At 66.0% G+C, this 16,403-nt stretch carries 14 protein-coding genes; 10 read left to right on the forward strand and 4 right to left on the reverse strand.

The features are described from left to right. Positions 1-135: 135 nt before the first annotated feature. A complete protein-coding gene (locus tag EYW47_RS23575) occupies positions 136-1,053 on the forward strand; it encodes a LysR family transcriptional regulator (protein ID WP_133197254.1) in 918 nt (305 codons plus the stop codon). Positions 1,054-1,211: 158 nt separating this feature from the next. Here EYW47_RS23575 and EYW47_RS23580 read toward each other — a convergent pair whose 3' ends face one another. Beyond that, on the reverse strand, positions 1,212-2,801 hold the full coding sequence (locus EYW47_RS23580; protein WP_133197255.1) for an MFS transporter: 1,590 nt from the start codon (positions 2,799-2,801) through the stop codon (positions 1,212-1,214). A gap of 77 nt (positions 2,802-2,878) precedes the next feature. Between EYW47_RS23580 and EYW47_RS23585 the strand changes: the two genes are divergently transcribed. The 3 genes from EYW47_RS23585 (at position 2,879) to EYW47_RS23595 (ending at position 7,281) form a co-directional block, all read left to right on the forward strand. Then, positions 2,879-3,895: an HlyD family secretion protein gene (locus EYW47_RS23585; RefSeq protein WP_240763879.1), complete on the forward strand. Its 1,017-nt coding sequence runs from the start codon at positions 2,879-2,881 to the stop codon at positions 3,893-3,895. Next, positions 3,892-5,352, forward strand: a complete 1,461-nt coding sequence (locus EYW47_RS23590; protein WP_133197256.1) for an efflux transporter outer membrane subunit — start codon at positions 3,892-3,894, stop codon at positions 5,350-5,352. Before EYW47_RS23585 ends, EYW47_RS23590 begins: the two co-directional genes overlap by 4 nt. A gap of 234 nt (positions 5,353-5,586) precedes the next feature. Beyond that, complete coding sequence (locus tag EYW47_RS23595; protein WP_133197396.1) at positions 5,587-7,281, forward strand: FAD-dependent oxidoreductase; 1,695 nt, start codon at positions 5,587-5,589, stop codon at positions 7,279-7,281. 735 nt (positions 7,282-8,016) lie between these two features. On the opposite strand, the gene EYW47_RS23600 is transcribed toward EYW47_RS23595, so the two are convergent. Together EYW47_RS23600 and EYW47_RS23605 are read right to left on the reverse strand one after the other, a co-directional pair. Then, entirely contained in the window at positions 8,017-9,597 is a 1,581-nt protein-coding gene (locus EYW47_RS23600; RefSeq protein WP_133197257.1) for a Na+/H+ antiporter, read from the reverse strand. Positions 9,598-9,646: 49 nt separating this feature from the next. Continuing rightward, the gene (locus EYW47_RS23605; protein ID WP_133197258.1) at positions 9,647-9,922 is read right to left on the reverse strand and encodes a XapX domain-containing protein; all 276 of its coding nucleotides are present in this window, start codon (positions 9,920-9,922) and stop codon (positions 9,647-9,649) included. A gap of 294 nt (positions 9,923-10,216) precedes the next feature. Between EYW47_RS23605 and EYW47_RS23610 the strand changes: the two genes are divergently transcribed. Beyond that, positions 10,217-10,903, forward strand: a complete 687-nt coding sequence (locus tag EYW47_RS23610; protein ID WP_133197259.1) for a hydrolase — start codon at positions 10,217-10,219, stop codon at positions 10,901-10,903. A 91-nt stretch (positions 10,904-10,994) separates the two neighbouring features. On the opposite strand, the gene EYW47_RS23615 is transcribed toward EYW47_RS23610, so the two are convergent. Then, the gene (locus EYW47_RS23615) at positions 10,995-11,918 is read right to left on the reverse strand and encodes a LysR family transcriptional regulator (protein ID WP_133197260.1); all 924 of its coding nucleotides are present in this window, start codon (positions 11,916-11,918) and stop codon (positions 10,995-10,997) included. A gap of 143 nt (positions 11,919-12,061) precedes the next feature. On the opposite strand from EYW47_RS23615, the gene EYW47_RS23620 reads away from it, so the two are divergent. The 5 genes from EYW47_RS23620 (at position 12,062) to EYW47_RS23640 (ending at position 16,356) form a co-directional block, all read left to right on the forward strand. Beyond that, entirely contained in the window at positions 12,062-12,229 is a 168-nt protein-coding gene (locus EYW47_RS23620) for a DUF1427 family protein (RefSeq protein ID WP_133197261.1), read from the forward strand. Positions 12,230-12,282: 53 nt separating this feature from the next. Next, complete coding sequence (locus tag EYW47_RS23625) at positions 12,283-14,175, forward strand: amidohydrolase (RefSeq protein WP_133197262.1); 1,893 nt, start codon at positions 12,283-12,285, stop codon at positions 14,173-14,175. 84 nt (positions 14,176-14,259) lie between these two features. After that, on the forward strand, positions 14,260-14,706 hold the full coding sequence (locus EYW47_RS23630) for a DoxX family protein (protein ID WP_133197263.1): 447 nt from the start codon (positions 14,260-14,262) through the stop codon (positions 14,704-14,706). A gap of 43 nt (positions 14,707-14,749) precedes the next feature. After that, positions 14,750-15,664 carry a VOC family protein gene (locus EYW47_RS23635; protein WP_133197264.1) on the forward strand — a complete coding sequence of 305 codons (915 nt, stop codon included), beginning with the start codon at positions 14,750-14,752 and terminating at the stop codon, positions 15,662-15,664. Continuing rightward, entirely contained in the window at positions 15,661-16,356 is a 696-nt protein-coding gene (locus EYW47_RS23640) for a YoaK family protein (protein WP_133197265.1), read from the forward strand. Before EYW47_RS23635 ends, EYW47_RS23640 begins: the two co-directional genes overlap by 4 nt. Positions 16,357-16,403: the final 47 nt, after the last annotated feature.

A 16,403-nucleotide genomic window follows, 5' to 3' on the forward strand; every position in this document is an offset into this window, starting at 1 on the left:
TTTTACGCCGCGCTTGCAGGTCCGCATGCATTCGCAATGCTGGAAGACTGTCATGGCGCGCCTGAAAAGTCTTGAATTCGGCCTTTAATTTTGGGGCGGTCTTCCCGCGCGGGCCGCGCTGGCATAATCGCGCTCATGGACAAGCTTCTCGCGCTCAATACGCTGCTCGAAGTCGCCGACGCGGGCGGCTTCGCCAAAGCCGCCCAGCGCCTGGGCGTGGCGACCTCGTCGGTCACGCGCCTGATGGACGCCCTCGAAGCCTCGCTCGGCACGGCGCTGCTCACACGCACGCCGCGCCGCGTCAGCCTGACCGACGCGGGGGCGGCCTACGTGGAGCAGATCTCCAAGGTGCTCGACGACCTCGCGCAAGCCGACGAAAGCGTGCTCGACAGCGGCGACGTCCCGGCCGGCGCATTGCGCATCACCGTGCCCTCCGTCTATAACCGCATCGTGCTCGCACCGCATCTCGCGGCGTATCTGCGCGAATACCCGCGCGTGGCCCTCGACGTCGTGGTCACGGATCACTTCGTGGACCTGGCCATCGAGCGCATCGACATTGCCGTGCGCATCGGACTGCCGGCGGGCGACCCCAATCTCATCGTGAAGAAGCTCGCCGACAACCCGCGTTGCGTCGTCGCGAGCCACGACTATCTCGAACGCGCGGGCATGCCGCGGCATCCCGCCGAGCTCGCGGAGCACGAATGCGTGCGCATCGCCTACGGCGGCAGCTATCGCGCGCGCCAGGTCTGGACGTTCGCGCGCGGTGAGATCGAGGAGAAGGTCAACGTGCGCGGCCGCCTCATCTCCAACAACCTCGACATGCTGCTGGAAGCGGTGCTGGCGGGCCAGGGGCTCGCGCTGCTGCCCGCCTGGCTCGTGAGCGCGCACGTCCAGTCGGGCCGCCTGATGCATTGCTTTGCCGATTGGCGGGTGACGCCGCATAACGCCGACGCCGTCGCCTATGCGGCGTATCTCCCCAACCGGCGCCATTCGACCAAGGTGCGTGCCCTGCTCCAGTTCCTCGAAGCGCGGGTGGGGCAGACGCTCGCCTAGGGCCTGTCATTTGCGTGTGCAAGCCCTAAGCCCGCGCGCGAATTCAGAACAATTCAGATGCGCTTAATGTGCACACGCGCCGCGTGCTGTCACTATGAAGGGCCGCGTTGCATGCGCGCATTGAATGATCCCATTGCACGACCCCATGTCGCGCGGCGTCAGCCGCCGGGCTTTCTGGCGAGCAGCAGCGCGAGCGCGATGCCGGCGAGCGCGCATGCCGCGGCCAGCCGGTAGTTGTCCGCGAGCGCAAGGGTAACCGCCTGGGTGCGCACGGCATGATCGAGCAGCGCGAGGCTGGCGGCGGGCGCGAGCGCTGGATTGCTCGCGAGCCAGGCGCCGCCCGCAGGCGGCAGTGCGAGCAGCCGCTCGAGCGTGAGCGGGTTGAGCGTATCGACATGCGCGCCGAGCAGGTTCGAATGCACGGCTTCGAAGATGCGTTGCGTCACCGCGAGCGAAGTCGTGCCGAGCTGGCCGCTGAAGAGCCGCGTCGTCTGCACCACGGCGCCGAAGGTCAGGGCGTGCTCGGCGGTGATGTGCCTGCCGAGGAAGTAGATGACCGAGGTGAGCACCATGGTCTGCCCGAGCGCCTGCAGCAGTTGCGAGGCAATGAAGTCGGGCTCGGCCCAGGCGCTCGTGATGGCGGTGCCGAGCGCGAAGGCGAGCGCCACGGCGGCAAAGCCGATCTTGATGAGGCGGCGCGCGTCCAAGCGCAGCAGCAAGAAGGCGACGGCGGGCGCGAACAGCGCTTGCGGCAAGGCGATCCAACGCAGCGTGTCGCCGACCTGGAGCGGCCGCAGGCCGTGAACGCTGGCGAGAAAGACGGACGGAATGAAGCTCGTATTCAGCACGCAGAAGCGCACGAGCCCGATCAGGACGATCAGGATCGTGATGTTGGGCTGCAGGAACCAGTCGAGGCGGATGGCGGGGCGCGCCGAGCGCAGCTGAATGGCAACCGAGCCGCCGAGCAGCATGGCGCCCGCCCCCAGCATGAAGACGATAAAGGGCGACTGAAGCCAGAACAGCCGCTCGCCCTGGTCGAGCGCGATCACGAGCGCCGTGAAGCCGCAGGCGCCCAGCAGCAGGCCCGCGTAGTCGGGCGGCGCCTCGCGCTCGTGGGTGGGCTCGTCCTGCATCGCGACGAGCAGGCAGAGCATGAACGGCACGCAAAGCAGCGCGTTTTGCCAGAACAGCCAGTGCCAGCTCAGGTGTTCGCTATACCAGCCTTCGAGCGTCGCGGAGAGGTTCAGCGAGGTTTCGAGGTTCATCGCATAGGCCGCTATGCCGAACGGAATCAGGCGCGGGGGCAGCGCGCGCACGATGAAGCTCACGGTGGTGGGCACGAAGGCGCCCGAGGAGAGTCCCGCGCAGGCTTGCAGCAGGATGAAGACGCGAAAATGCGTGGTGAGCGGCAGCAGGAGCTCGGTGACGAGAAAGATCGACGCGGCGACAAGCAGCACCCGGCGCACCCCGAAGACGAAGGCGGCCCACACGGCGATGGGCCCGACGAACATCTGCGCGGCGGTGAACGCGGTGTTGATCCACGAGCCGTCGTCGAAGCTCACGCCCAGCGCGCCGCGAATGTCGGCGAGGCCGAGCGAGGTGATGCGCGAGGTCAGCGTGGAGATCATGGCGCCGAGCAGCACCGCGCCGATGGCCGCGAACGAGCGCCACGTCGGGATGGGCGTGGCGCTCGCGGGAGCCGCAGCGGCCGGGGCGAGACAGGCGTGGGAGGAAGAGGTATCCGGCATCGCGGGAAAGAATCGAAGAATGGTAGTAGTACGAAGCAGATGACGATGGATTATAGCCAGCCTTGCCGGAGTGCGATGTGGAATCCGTAACGCCGAACGATAGCGCCCTGAAGAAAAAGCATCTGCTCGTCATCGTCGGCTTCGCCGTGTTTGCGTTGCTGGTCGCGGCGATGATGGTGCTCGCGTATTCGGAAGGCAGCCACAGCACGGACGATGCGTACGTCACCGGGCACGTCCATCTGATTTCGCCGCGCGTCAACGGCACGGTCGCGCGCGTGGTCGTGGACGACAACCAGTTCGTGCGCGCGGGACAGGTGCTCGTCGAACTCGATCCGCGCGATTTCGACGTGCGCATCGCGCTCGAGCGCGCGCGCATTCTGCAGGCGCAGGGGGCACAGCGCGGCGCACAAGCCGCGATTGCCGAAGCCGAGGCCGCCATCGTCGCCGCCACAGCCGACGCGCGCAAATCCACGCTCAACTACGAGCGCGCGAAGTCGCTCGTCTCGCAGACGCCGCGCGCGCTCTCGCAGCAGGAGTACGACAGTGCCAACGCCGCCTGGATTGCCGCGCGCTCGCAGGTGGACGCCGCCAACGCGCGTCTTGCGGCCGCGCGCGCCGCGCTGCTCGCGGCGCAGGCGCAGGAGGCCCAGGGCCACGCGAATCTGCGCGATGCGGACCTGCAGCGCGAGTATGCTTCGGTGGTCTCGCCCGTGGACGGCTATGTGGGGCGCAAGACCGTCGAGTCCGGGCAGCGCGTATCGCCGGGCCAGCCCTTGCTCGCCATCGTCGAGCCCAACGTGTGGGTCGTCGCGAACTTCCGCGAGACGCAGCTCGAGCGCATCGCCGCGGGCGACGCCGCCGACGTGACGGTGGACGCCGTGCCCGGCGTCACGCTGCACGGCCGCGTGGACAGCCTCTCGCCCGCCACCGGCGCGCAGTTCGCGCTGCTGCCGCCCGATAACGCCACCGGCAATTTCACCAAGGTCGTGCAGCGCCTGCCGGTCAAGATCGTCTTCGACCAGCCGCTGCCCGTGCGGCTCGCGCCGGGCTTGTCCGTGCACGCGAGCATCCGGCCCGCGGAGCACGCGCGATGAGCCGGGGCGCCAGGGCCGCGGCGCTGGGCGCGCTGCTGGCCGCGCTGCTTTGCGCGTGCAGCGTGACACGCCACGAGGATCTGTCTGTTCCGATGGCGCCTGGATCATTCCGGCACGCCGCCCAGGCGAGCGGCACGCAGGCGCTCGATAGCGGCTGGCCAGCCATGTTCGGCGACCCGGAATTGGCGCGGCTCGTAGCGAAGGCGCTCGAGCAGAACCTCGACATCAAGCAGGCCAACGCGCGCATCGATCTCGCGCGCGCCGCCGTGACCGCGAGCCGCGCGGACCTCATGCCATCGGTCGATGCGGGCGGCGGCTATTCGCGCAGCCGCGTTTCGGGCACCGTCGACAATGCGTTGCCCAAGCGCATGATGCGCACGTGGGCGGTGGCCGCCGACGTGACCTACACCGTGGACTGGACCGGCGCGCTGCGCGGCGAAGCGGCGGCGGCGGAATCGAACGCCGTGGCCGCCGAAGCGGACGCCGACGCCGCAAAGCTGCGCGTGGCCACGGAAGTCGCGGCCGACTACCTGACGGTGCACTACGTGGACGAGGACATCGCCGCGCTCGAACGCAACGTGACGCTGCGCGAGACTGCCTTGAAGCTTGTGGAGGCGCGCGCGCAAGTGGGCAGGTCGAGCGACCTCGACGTATTGCGTGCGCGCACGGAATGGCAGACGACGCGCGCCGAGCTCACGGAAAGCCGGCGCTTGCGCGAAAACCTCGTCGATGCGATGGCGGCATTGCTCGGTCAATCGGCGGCGTCGTTCGCGCTGACCCGCGCGAGCAGTGGCGTGCCTGCACCGGCGATGCCGGCCGTTCCCGTGGGCCTGCCGGCGGACGTGCTGGCGCGGCGCCCGGATCTCTACGCGGCGGAACGCCGTCTCGATGCGGCGGCGTGGACCGTCGGCGTGGCGCGCACGGCATGGCTGCCCCAGTTGACGCTAACGGCCGATGGCGGATTCGCGAGCCGCAGCCTCGCGGACTTTCTCGAACGCAACAGCTCGCTGTGGGGGCTGGCCGCATCCGTTGCGCTGCCGCTCTTCGACGGCGGACGGCGCGACGCGGCGCTGGCCTCCGCGCAGGCCCGCTACGCGCTGGCCGAAGCGTCGTACCGCAGCGTGGCGTACGATGCGCTGCGCGAAGTCCAGGACGCGCTCAACGATATCGCCGCCGAGCGCGAGCGCATTGCGGCCTACGACGACGCGGTCGCGACCTCGGATCAGGTCGCGCGCCTGTCACGCCGGCGCTATGCGCTGGGCTATGTCGACTACTTCGAAGTCGTCGATTCGGACCGCGATGCATTGTCGATCGAACGCGACGCCATCCATGCGCGCCAGGCGCTGGCGGTGGCCACCGTCGGCCTCGTGCGCGCGCTGGGCGGCGGCTGGATCGTGCCCGCCCGCGCCGGGACGGCCGAGGCTGACACGGTTTCCGCGCGCCGGACAATGGAGTGAGGGTACGCGCGAAGCCACCGCGGTAGAAGACGTTGCAAACGCAAGCGCGCCTTGCGCGGCACGCAACGAGAACGTGAGGAACCGGCGCTGTGCGCATCGTATCGAACGGGAGTTCTCTTCAGAACAATTCAGTCTTCGATAGCGCCTTTCGCGCATGACGTCGCTACCATCGAGACTCGAACTGAACATGGCCGGCGGGCACGAGCGTTACCCGCCCGGCAGGCGAGGTGTCAAATGATAGACCCAGGCAACACCGGCGTGAGCCCGCTTGAATCCGAAGCTCCGTTTTCGTCCCTCGAGCATCGGCAGCACCAGATGTTTCCGCGCCTCTCCCGCGCGGAGATAGAGAGCGCGACGCGCTTTGGGCGCCCGAAATCGTTCAAGGCCGGCGATTCGATATTTCAGACCGGGCGCGTTTCGGATGGACTGTTCATTCTGTTGCGCGGCTGCGTGCGCATTTATTCGCGCGACCCGCAAGGGCGCATGACGCTCGTGACCGAGCACCACGACGGGCATTTCATGGCCGAAATGGCCCAGCTCACGGGCAAGCCTTCGCTCGTGGACGCCATTGCCGTGACCGATTGCGAAACGCTGGTCCTGAAGCCGGACCAGTTGCGCTCGCTCATCATCGCCGACGCGCAGCTTGGCGAGCACATCATGCGCGCGTTGATCCTGCGGCGGCTCGGGCTCATCGAGCAGGGGCTCGGGCCCATCATCGTCGGACATGGCGACGACGCACGGCTGGTTCGACTGCAAGGGTTCTTGCGGCGCAACGCCTATCCGGCAGCGGTGATCGATGCCCGAAACGATTCGGAGGCCGTACGGTTGCTCGCGGGCTTGACCTCGAAGCCCGACGACTTTCCGCTGGTATTTTGCCCAGACGGGTCGATTTTGAGAGCGCCGGACGAAGCGGAACTTGCTACGCGGCTGGGCTTGATGCCGACCTTCTGCGCGTCGCAGTGCTATGACATCGCGATTATTGGAGCTGGCCCCGCGGGTCTCGCGGCGGCGGTTTACGCGGCATCGGAAGGGCTATCGGTTGTGGTGTTCGACCGGCGCGCACCTGGAGGCCAGGCGGGCGCGAGCGCGCGCATCGAGAACTACCTGGGATTTCCCACTGGGATATCGGGGCAGGCGCTGGCCGCGCGTGCGTTTCAGCAGGCATTGAAATTTGGCGCTCACGTGGCGATACCGACTGAGGTCGCCTGTATTGAGCGATCGGCGGACCGGTTTGTGCTGGAGCTTTCCGATGGGCAGCGCGTGCGTGCGCGCGCGGTTGTGGCTGCGAGCGGTGCGGCGTATCGGAGGCCCTCGGTGCCTGGATTCGAGCATTTCGAAGGGTGTGGGCTCTATTATTGGGCTTCGCCTATTGAGGCGCGGCTTGTGAAGGGCCGTGACATTGTGCTCGTGGGTGGCGGCAACTCGGCAGGGCAGGCTGTTGTGTTTCTCGCGAACTTCGCGAGGAGTGTGCGCGTGCTGATACGCGGGCCTGGCCTGGAGGCTACGATGTCGCGTTACTTGATCGATCGGATCAGTGCTCTGCACAATGTTTCGGTTTGTCCGGATTGCACGCTCGAGGCGCTTGAAGCTGATGAGGGCGGACTTGCCCGGATTCGGATCCGGCATCGGGAGACGGGTAGTGAGGTTGTTGAGACGCGGCATCTTTTTTTGTTTATCGGTGCGGATCCGAAAACCGACTGGTTGGCGTCGAGTGGTGTGCAGCTGGATGAGCGTGGGTTTGTGATTACGGGGGAGTCTGGTGAGATCGAGGGTGCCGGGCGCTTTCCGTTGGAGACTAGCGTGCCGGGGTTGTTTGCGATTGGGGATGTGAGGTCGGGGGCGCCGAAGCGCGTCGCCGCGGCTGTAGGTGATGGCGCTGCCGTGGTGGGGCAGATTCATGCATGGCTGGAGAAGGAAGAATGCATGTGAATCGGTATGGTGTGTCGTGAATGGGTGTCGTGGCGACGACTGCGCTATTTTTTTGCCAGGTTTTTTTGCGGCGTTGGCATTTCCTTGTTTTCATGTAGGTATATATGTGTTGCCCCTGTGCGGGGCGGCACCTACTTTTCTTTGCAGCGGCAAAGAAAAGTAGGCAAAAGAAAGCCGCTCAAACCGCCAGTGTGACGCAGTGGGCCACTAACCTTATATCGGAGCGGCTCCGGGGCGTCTGTCACCACTCGCCGTCACCCGGAGTGACTAAGGGCTCATCCATCCGGCGGCGCTACGCGCACCGTGGGGCATAACCAAAACCGGTGGGACGCACGCGTTTTCGTAGGACTCCCGTGTATTTGCTCGGCAGTACTACCGCGTATTCGCTGGCAGCACGCCCGATTTTCCTTGCAGACCCTTCCGCCCGCGCGTAGCGCGCAGCGGGAAGAATGAGTCCTTTGTCACTAAGGCAGAGTGTGCGAGGTGACGGATGCCCCGGAGCCGCTCCGATATAAGTCGAGTGGTGTACTGCGTCACACTGGCGGTTTGAGCCGCTTTCTTTTGCCTACTTTTCTTTGCGGCTGCAAAGAAAAGTAGGTGCCGCCCCGCACAGGGGCAACGCTAATATACCGACATGAAAACAAGGAAAGGCCAAGGCACTTGGCACTGCGCCAAAATCCACGGCGTAACACACCACCCCCCCCAAAAAAAACCCACCCAGCGGGCATCCAAAAATCAAGGCTCTAGCAACCTCAACAACCTCAACTCTTCAAAATCGAGCTCAGACTCAATACGATGCAGGACGGCATCGTCAACTTTCCCATCACGATGCAACCCAAGCAGCGCCTCCCTCGACACACCAACGAGCTCAAGCTCGACCCGCAAAAATCTAGCACGATGCTCGACCCGCTCGGCGCCCGACGCATGGGCGCCCTTATTAGCGGAGACACGAATCCGATACTCAGCGAATAGCCGCTCGAGCGTAGTGCGCTCGACCCCGGAAGCACGCTTGCCGATCTCCTCGAGCGCAGAAAGCGACGCCCCAAACGTATGCGCCCGCGCCTCATGCTCCGACATGGTGTCCCGCGCGGCGGGCCGCAACTTGAGCACCCTGATCAATGTCGCAAGACTACCGCCCTGCAACACAAGCGTAGCGATAATCAGCAAGAAGGTACTAAAGATAATCAGATCGCGCCCCGGAAAGCCAGCTGGCAACGCCAGCGCCGCAGCGAGACTCACGACGCCGCGCATGCCGGCCCATCCCAACACGACGGCCTCACCGAACGACCACACCCGCACCCCCGATCGTTTCGCCCTGAGGCGCCCCGGCAACCAGAGCGCCGCGAACACCCACACGAGCCGCGCAACAATCGCCGCCAGCGTAGCCGGCAACGCAACCCGCAAGCCCGCAATCAACACGGTGCTTTCATGATTGACGCGCGCAAGAATGCCGTGCAACGCAAGGCCGATCAAAATGAACACGAGCGCGTCGAGCACGAATACGATCGCCTCCCAGGTGGCCTTGGCCTTGATGCGCATGCCCGCATCGAACACGCGATGCTGCCGCACGCCGAGCACGAGCCCGCAGGTCACGACCGAGAGCACGCCCGACCCGCCAAGCGCCTCCGCGATGCCGTAGCTCGCCCACGCCATCACAAAGGTCACGACGATACCGAGCATCGCGTCGTGCAGGCGCGGCAGCACCCAGCACATCGCCTGGCCGCACACGAGGCCGAGCGCGACGCCAATCAGCGTCAGCGAGAAGAACAGCCCGGTCGCGCCCGTGACCGTGAGCGTGGTGGCAAGCGCCGCCGAGACCGCCATCTGGTAGAGCAGCAGGCCCGATGCGTCGTTGACGAGACTCTCGCCTTCCAGCACGGCCACGAGCCTCGCGGGCAGCGGATAGCGCTGCAAGATCGCCTTCGCGGCAACGGCATCGGGCGGCGAGACGATCGCGCCCAGCGCAAAGCAGGCGGCCCACGGCAAGCCCGGGTTAAAGGCATGCACGACAACGGCCACCGCGCCGGTCGTGAACGCCACCGCGCCCAGCACGAGCGAAACGATCGTGCCAAGCTCGTCGCGGAATTCCTTCCATGCCGTATAGAACGAACTCGACATCAACAGCGGCGGCAACACGGCCGCAAGCAGCAGGTTCGGGTCCATGTCGGGCACGCGCTTGCCCGCAACGGCAATCACGCAGCCGCCAAGCAGCAGCACGACCGCGGGCGGGATGGCAATGCGCTCGGCAAGCCAGGTCAACGCGCCCGCACCGCAGATCAACAGCAACAGGTAGTGAAACAGCTCGACGTTGCTCATCTGCGTGCGGGCAGAGTGTGCAACGCGCCAGCCGGTGATTGAGGATGCCTCACGATGATTGCTCGTCCCGTCGGGCGACATCGGGCACGTGCGCGCCCGGCAGCGAGCCGAACATGTGCTGGCTGCACTTGGCCTCGCGCCACGCCGCGCCGGGCTTCAGGCCCGATAGCATGCGCCGCGCGAGAGGCAGGATCTGCTCTCCGGCCAGCATGCCGAGCAGCCCCACCAGCGCAATGGTGGGCGGGGCCGGCGATTGCACGCTGATCGTGGCGTAGACGACGCCGGCAAGGATGCCGGCACAGAGCGAAAGAATATACGGTTTCATGGTGCGGGCTTCGTTGATGACCGACGGGTGACAGACACAACACGGCAATTTTGCCCAAAGCGTATCGGGTTTCGCTAATTAAGAAAAGGCTAATTAAGGTCTTTTAAGGCGATTTAACGGGCAACTTTTGGAATCGTATTAATTCCATTTCTTGGGTGTTCTTTCGCCGTGTTTCCGTGTCAAATGGCGGCAGCTGGATGAGCACCCCCCCCCCAGCGCAATGCACTATGGACCCAGCGTCGTCACTGCGACGAGGCGGTCTCATTTCTCTTCGATTCATAGGACATACGCGTCATGAGCAATCCGAAGCTTGAAGTACTCACCCCCCAAAACAGCCAGTTGATCATCATCGATCAGCAGCCGCAGATGGCCTTTGGCGTGCAGTCGATCGACCGCCAGGCGCTCAAGAATAATGTCGTCGGTCTGGCCAAGGCGGCCAAGGTGTTCGAGATCCCGACCACGATCACGACGGTCGAGTCGGAGAGCTTCTCGGGATTCACGTATCCCGAGCTGCTCGACGTGTTCCCGAACCAGAAGACGCTCGAGCGCACCTCGATGAACTCGTGGGACGACCAGAAGGTTCGCGACGCGCTAGCCGCGAATGGCCGCAAGAAGGTGGTCGTGGCGGGCCTGTGGACCGAGGTCTGCAATACGACGTTCGCGCTGTGCGCGATGCTCGAAGGCGGCTACGAGATCTACATGGTGGCCGATGCATCGGGCGGCACGTCCAAGGACGCGCACGACTACGCGATGCAGCGCATGATTCAGGCGGGCGTCGTGCCCGTCACGTGGCAGCAGGTCCTGCTCGAATGGCAGCGCGACTGGGCGCGCCGCGAGACCTATGACGCGGTCATGGCGATCGCCAAGGAGCACTCGGGCGCATACGGCATGGGCATCGACTATGCCTACACGATGGTCCACAAGTCGGCGCAGCGCACGGCCACGACCCATGAGTCGCAACCGCCGGTGCCCGCGCGCTAAGCGCGTGTCGCGCGTCTGCACGAGCCGTTGCGGCGTGTTCCTCGCGAGCGCGTCGCAACGGCAGCCCCATACGGCATGCCGCCGCGCGTTCTCAACGCTCGGACATGGCCCACGGCGCGTGGGCCAGATGCTCGACGAGGTAGTCGAGCAGCGCGGTCACGCGCGCGGTGCGCAACATGCCGGGCGGGGTGAGCAGGTGCACATCGATGTCGGCAATGGCCCAGTCGCGCATGACGTGCTCGAGCTCGCCACGCTGCAGCGCCTCCCACACGAGAAACTCCGGTTGCAGGGCGAGGCCGTGGCCGGCGATCAGCGCAGGCACGATGGCGTCCGCATTGTTGGAGCGGATGCGCCCGCGCACCGGCACGGCGTATTCGTCGCCCGAGGCCGCGTTGTGAAAGCGCCAGAACTCCGGCGTCGGCATGTTCGTATAAGTGAGGCTCGCATGGTGCTCGAGATCGCGCGGGTGAGCCGGACGTCCATGCCGTTCGAGGTAGGCGGGCGCCGCGACGAGTGGCCGGCGCACCGCGCACAGGCGGCGCGAGCGCAGCGTGGAATCGTCGAGCTCGGCAATGCGGATCGCCACGTCGAATCCGCCCGCCACGACGTCGATCAGCTGATCGGTGAGCGTGAGCTCGACGTCCACGCCAGGGAAGCGCTCGATAAAGGCCGGCAGCAGCGGCGAGAGATAGCGCAGGCCAAACGACATCGGCGCATTCACGCGGATGACACCGTGCGGCTCGATCGCCAGCGCGGACGCCTCGCTCTCGAACACCTCGGCATTCGCGAGCAGGTCGACCACGCGCTCGCGCAACAGCTCTCCGGTTGGCGTGAGCGAGAGCCTTCGCGTCGTGCGGTACAGCAGCATCGTGCCGAGCCGTTGCTCGAGGCGGGCAATGGCCTTGGAGACGGTTGGCTGCGAGATGCCGAGCAGCTCGGCGGCTTTCGCGAACGACCCGGTCTCGGCGACGCGCGAAAAGATGGCCCAGGCTTCAAGGTCAGGAAGATTTTGCATGTTGGCAATCGAGTCGACAGAACGTCTGATGGGCCTGCCGCGGCACTGGGGACAACCCCATGCCGGCGGGGGCGAGCAGATGGACCCGGAGGCGCAAACCGGGCTGCAATGACCTGCATTCTAATCGTTCGGAGACCGATCGTATGCAAGCGTATTTGGTATCACTCGGCGCGGGCGTGCTGATAGGCGTGATCTATAGCGTGATCAAGGTCCGCTCGCCCGCACCGCCACTGATTGCCCTCGTCGGCCTGTTCGGCATGCTGGTCGGCGCGCAGGCCGTTCCGCTAGCCAAACAGTGGCTCGGCTTTTAATCGAATTCAGAGAACGTGGCGAATTGAGCACATTTAGCCCAGTGAGGAAACACATGAGCGCACCCGGCACCCAACCCGATCTCATTCTGCACAACGGACGATTCACGACACTCGACCGTTCGAACCCGATCGCCTCAGCCGTGGCGATCGCCAATGGCCACTTCGTTGCCGTAGGCAGCGACGCCGACGTCATGCCGCTCGCGGGACGCGCGACCCGCGTCGTCGACCTGGGCGGCCGGTCCGCATTGCCCGGTCTGATCGACAATCACTTGCATTTGATCCGCGGCGGCCTGAACTACAACATGGAGCTGCGCTGGGACGGCGTGCGCTCGCTCGCAGTAGCGATGGAGATGCTCAAACAGCAGGTGGCCATCACGCCCGCGCCGCAATGGGTGCGCGTGGTGGGCGGCTTCACCGAGCATCAGTTCGAGGAGAAGCGCCTGCCGACCATCGAGGAGCTCAACGCGGTGGCGCCCGATACGCCCGTGTTCATCCTGCACCTCTACGATCGCGCGTTGCTCAACGCCGCCGCGCTGCGCGTGGTCGGCTATACGAAGGACACGCCGGAGCCTCCGGGCGGCAAGATTCTGCGCGACGGCTCGGGCAATCCCACGGGCCTCTTGCTCGCGAATCCGAATGCATCGATCCTGTACGCGACGCTCGCGAAAGGCCCGAAGCTGCCGTTCGAGTATCAGTACAACTCGACGCGCCACTTCATGCGCGAGCTGAACCGCCTGGGCGTGACCGGCGCGATCGATGCGGGTGGCGGCTCGCAGAATTACCCGGACGATTACGAAGTCATCCGCAAGCTGCACGAAGCGGACGAGATGACGGTGCGCATCGCGTACAACCTGTTTACGCAGAAGCCGAAGGCCGAGAAGGAAGACTTCCTGAACTGGACCAGCACCACCAAGTATCACGACGGCTCGGATTACTTCCGCCACAACGGCGCGGGCGAGATGCTGGTGTTTTCGGCGGCCGACTTCGAGGACTTCCGCGTCGCGCGTCCCGAGCTGCCGCCCGAGATGGAAGGCGAGCTCGAAGGCGTGATACGCGTGCTCGCGCAGAATCGCTGGCCGTGGCGTCTGCACGCGACCTATGACGAGACCATCAGCCGCGCGCTGGACGTGTACGAGAGGGTCAACAAGGACATCCCGCTCGAAGGGATCAACTGGTTCTTCGACCACGCGGAAACCATTTCCGAGCGCTCGATGGACCGCATCGCCGCGCTTGGCGGCGGCATCGCGGTCCAGCACCGGATGGCCTACCAGGGCGAGTACTTCGTCGAGCGCTATGGCGCCGAGGCGGCGCAAGCCACGCCGCCCGTCGCGAAGATGCTGGAGAAGGGCCTCAAGGTCTCGGCCGGCACCGACGCCACGCGCGTGGCCTCGTACAACCCGTGGGTTTCGCTCGCGTGGCTCGTGAGCGGCAAGACGGTCGCCGGCCTGCGCCTGTATCCGCAGCGCAACCTGCTCGACCGCGAGACGGCCCTGCGCATGTGGACCGAGTACGTCACCTGGTTCTCGAACGAAGAAGGCAAGAAAGGCCGCATCGCGGTCGGTCAGCTCGCCGACCTGATGGTGCCGGACCGCGACTTCTTCTCGTGCGCCGAGGACGATATCGCCCACACCACCGCATTGCTCACGGTGGTGGGCGGCAAGATCGTCTGGGGCGCGGGCCCGTTCTCGCAGCACGACGCGCCGATCCCGCCCGCGATGCCGGACTGGTCGCCGGTGCGCCAGTACGGCGGCTACGGCGGCTGGGGAGCGACTCAGCGCGAGGGCGCGCCGCTCCAGCGCGCCGCCGCGGCAGCAGCGATGTGCGGCTGCGCGAGCGCGTGCAACGTGCATGGCCACGCGCACGCAACCGCATGGAGCAGCGCGTTGCCGACTGCGGACGCGAAGGGCTTCTGGGGCGCCTTCGGCTGCGCCTGCTGGGCCGTTTGAGATGAAAGAGCCCCCACGCTCGCTGCGCTCACTGCCCCCCGAGGGGGCGCTCAGCCTCCTTGGGGCGGCCCGGCGGAGGCTGAGATGGCAGCATTGACTGGCCGCCGCGACCCGGCATGGGTCCGCGCGCTCCTCGCGCAGCCATGGGTCGCGCCACTCGTGCGCCTGGCGCTCGTGTCCGCCTGGTTGATCGGCGGCGTCGACAAGGCGCTGCACTTCGATGACGCGATCGCCGAGCAGGCGCGTTTCGGCCTGCATCCGCCCGCGCTCTGGGCGGCGTTGGCGGTCGCGGTCGAGATTGGCGGTTCGCTATGCGTCGTGTTGCGCCGCTTCACGTGGATCGGCGCGGGCGGCCTCGGTATGCTGACCGTCGTCGCGATGCTGGTCGCCAATGACTTCTGGAATCAAACCGGCGCCGCCCGCTTCATGGCGCTGAACAGCTTTTTCGAGCATCTGGGCTTGATCGCGGCACTCGTGCTTGCGACCATGCTCGGCAATGCTAACGGCGCGGCCGGCGACAGCCGCGCCTGATCGATCGAACAACACGATATTGAATCAACAAGGGAAACCCGCTATGAAAGCCATTCGCTCTGCATTGCTCGCCGTGATGATCGCGAGCGGTCTCGTCGCCGCGCCCGCGGCGTTCGCGAAGCCGCCGGTGCCGGCGGTCGAGGCGCCCTACGTCGCCGTTGGCGCGCAGTACGACACGACGCACGTGTACGTCGCACCCGAAGACTTCGACAAGTTCACGGACAGCTTCGTCGCGACGTTCGGCGGCAGCAAGTCGAAGGAGGGCGTATTCCAGGTCACGCCCACGCCTAGCCAGACCATGTCGCAACTCGTGTTCACGCCGTCGGGCACGATCTCCGTGTTCGGCTTCAAGACGCCCATTCCCTGGCCCTTCGGCGAGGAGCGCACGGGCTATCTCGTGACCGACATGGACGCGGCGGTGAAGTCGGCGCGCGCACTGGGCGCGGATGTGATCGTCGACACCTTCCCCGATCCGATCGGGCGCGACGCCATCGTCTCGTGGCCGGGCGGCCTCAAGATGCAGCTTTACTGGCATACCCAGGCGCCGCACTACGACGCGCTGCAGACCATTCCCGAGAATCGTGTCTACGTCTCGCCGCAGAACCTGCACAAGCTGGTTCATGCCTTCGTCAAGTTCTCGCACGGCAAGGTGGTGTCCGATGTGGCCAACGCGCCCGGCGTCGAAATCGGCCGGCCGGGCGACACCTATCGCCGCATTCGTATCGAGTCGGGCTTCGGCAAGATGACCGTGCTCGTGACGGATGGCCACCTGCCGTATCCGTTCGGGCGCGAAGTGACGGGCTACCAGGTCCCCGATCTCGCCGCGACGCTGCAAAAGGCGCAGGCCGCGGGTGTGAAGGTGCTCGTGCAGCCGTTCACGTCGGACGGGCGCGATGCGGCGATCGTCGAGTTCCCGGGCGGCTACATCGCCGAGATTCACGCCATCGCAGCGAAATGAAATCGGAGGATACGATCCTCGCCGCCATCGCCGGCTTCGTCGACACGCTGAGCTTCGTCGCGCTGTTCGGCTTGTTCACGGCGCACGTGACCGGCAACTTCGTGCTGATCGGCGCCGGCGTCGCGGGCTTTGGCCGCGGCGTGCTCCTGAAGCTCATCGTGTTTCCGGCCTTCATCGGCGGCGTGGTCCTCAGCAGTTTGCTGATTCGTTCGTTGTCCGTTCGACATGCGCGCCACGGCGCGCGCCTGCTCCACACGGTGCAGGCCGCGCTCATGTTCGGCTTTTGCCTCGCCGGTGTCTGGGCCGCGCCGGTTAGCGAGCCCGACAGCCTGCCGGTCATCGTGGCCGGCATCGTCGGCGCATTCGCGATGGGCGTGCAGAACGCACACCCGCGTCTGATCCAGCGACCGGGCGTGCCGAATACCGTGATGACGGGCAACGTCACGCAAGCGATCCTCGACGTGGTCGACATGCTGAGCGCCAGCGTTGCCGAGAGCGTGCGCGCGGCGGCGCGCGAGCGCTTCGCGAAGATGATGCCGGCCATTGCCGCATTCGCGCTCGGCGCGATAGCGGGGGCGCTGGGCTGGCGCTACGCGGGATTCTGGGCGCTGCTCGCGCCGGCTGGCGCGCTCGCGGGTCTCGCGCTGGGCACGGGAGAATGCGAGCGCGCGGCCCCTGCGGGGCACGTATGAAGCGCTGGGGCGGCAAAGGGGAGCGCGCGCGCCGCGCCCGCCACATG

The organism is Paraburkholderia silviterrae (genome assembly GCF_004353915.1).
GTDB lineage: Bacteria > Pseudomonadota > Gammaproteobacteria > Burkholderiales > Burkholderiaceae > Paraburkholderia > Paraburkholderia silviterrae.

Excerpts from the sequence above, each read along its gene's own strand:
- EYW47_RS23575 (WP_133197254.1), top strand. The coding sequence starts at position 136 with ATGGACAAGCTTCTCGCGCTCAATACGCTGCTCGAAGTCGCCGACGCG.
- EYW47_RS23610 (WP_133197259.1), top strand. The coding sequence starts at position 10,217 with ATGAGCAATCCGAAGCTTGAAGTACTCACCCCCCAAAACAGCCAGTTG.
- EYW47_RS23600 (WP_133197257.1), bottom strand. The coding sequence starts at position 9,597 with ATGAGCAACGTCGAGCTGTTTCACTACCTGTTGCTGTTGATCTGCGGT.
- EYW47_RS23635 (WP_133197264.1), top strand. The coding sequence starts at position 14,750 with ATGAAAGCCATTCGCTCTGCATTGCTCGCCGTGATGATCGCGAGCGGT.
- EYW47_RS23640 (WP_133197265.1), top strand. The coding sequence starts at position 15,661 with ATGAAATCGGAGGATACGATCCTCGCCGCCATCGCCGGCTTCGTCGAC.
- EYW47_RS23605 (WP_133197258.1), bottom strand. The coding sequence starts at position 9,922 with ATGAAACCGTATATTCTTTCGCTCTGTGCCGGCATCCTTGCCGGCGTC.
- EYW47_RS23625 (WP_133197262.1), top strand. The coding sequence starts at position 12,283 with ATGAGCGCACCCGGCACCCAACCCGATCTCATTCTGCACAACGGACGA.
- EYW47_RS23630 (WP_133197263.1), top strand. The coding sequence starts at position 14,260 with ATGGCAGCATTGACTGGCCGCCGCGACCCGGCATGGGTCCGCGCGCTC.
- EYW47_RS23590 (WP_133197256.1), top strand. The coding sequence starts at position 3,892 with ATGAGCCGGGGCGCCAGGGCCGCGGCGCTGGGCGCGCTGCTGGCCGCG.
- EYW47_RS23595 (WP_133197396.1), top strand. The coding sequence starts at position 5,587 with ATGATAGACCCAGGCAACACCGGCGTGAGCCCGCTTGAATCCGAAGCT.
- EYW47_RS23580 (WP_133197255.1), bottom strand. The coding sequence starts at position 2,801 with ATGCCGGATACCTCTTCCTCCCACGCCTGTCTCGCCCCGGCCGCTGCG.
- EYW47_RS23620 (WP_133197261.1), top strand. The coding sequence starts at position 12,062 with ATGCAAGCGTATTTGGTATCACTCGGCGCGGGCGTGCTGATAGGCGTG.
- EYW47_RS23615 (WP_133197260.1), bottom strand. The coding sequence starts at position 11,918 with ATGCAAAATCTTCCTGACCTTGAAGCCTGGGCCATCTTTTCGCGCGTC.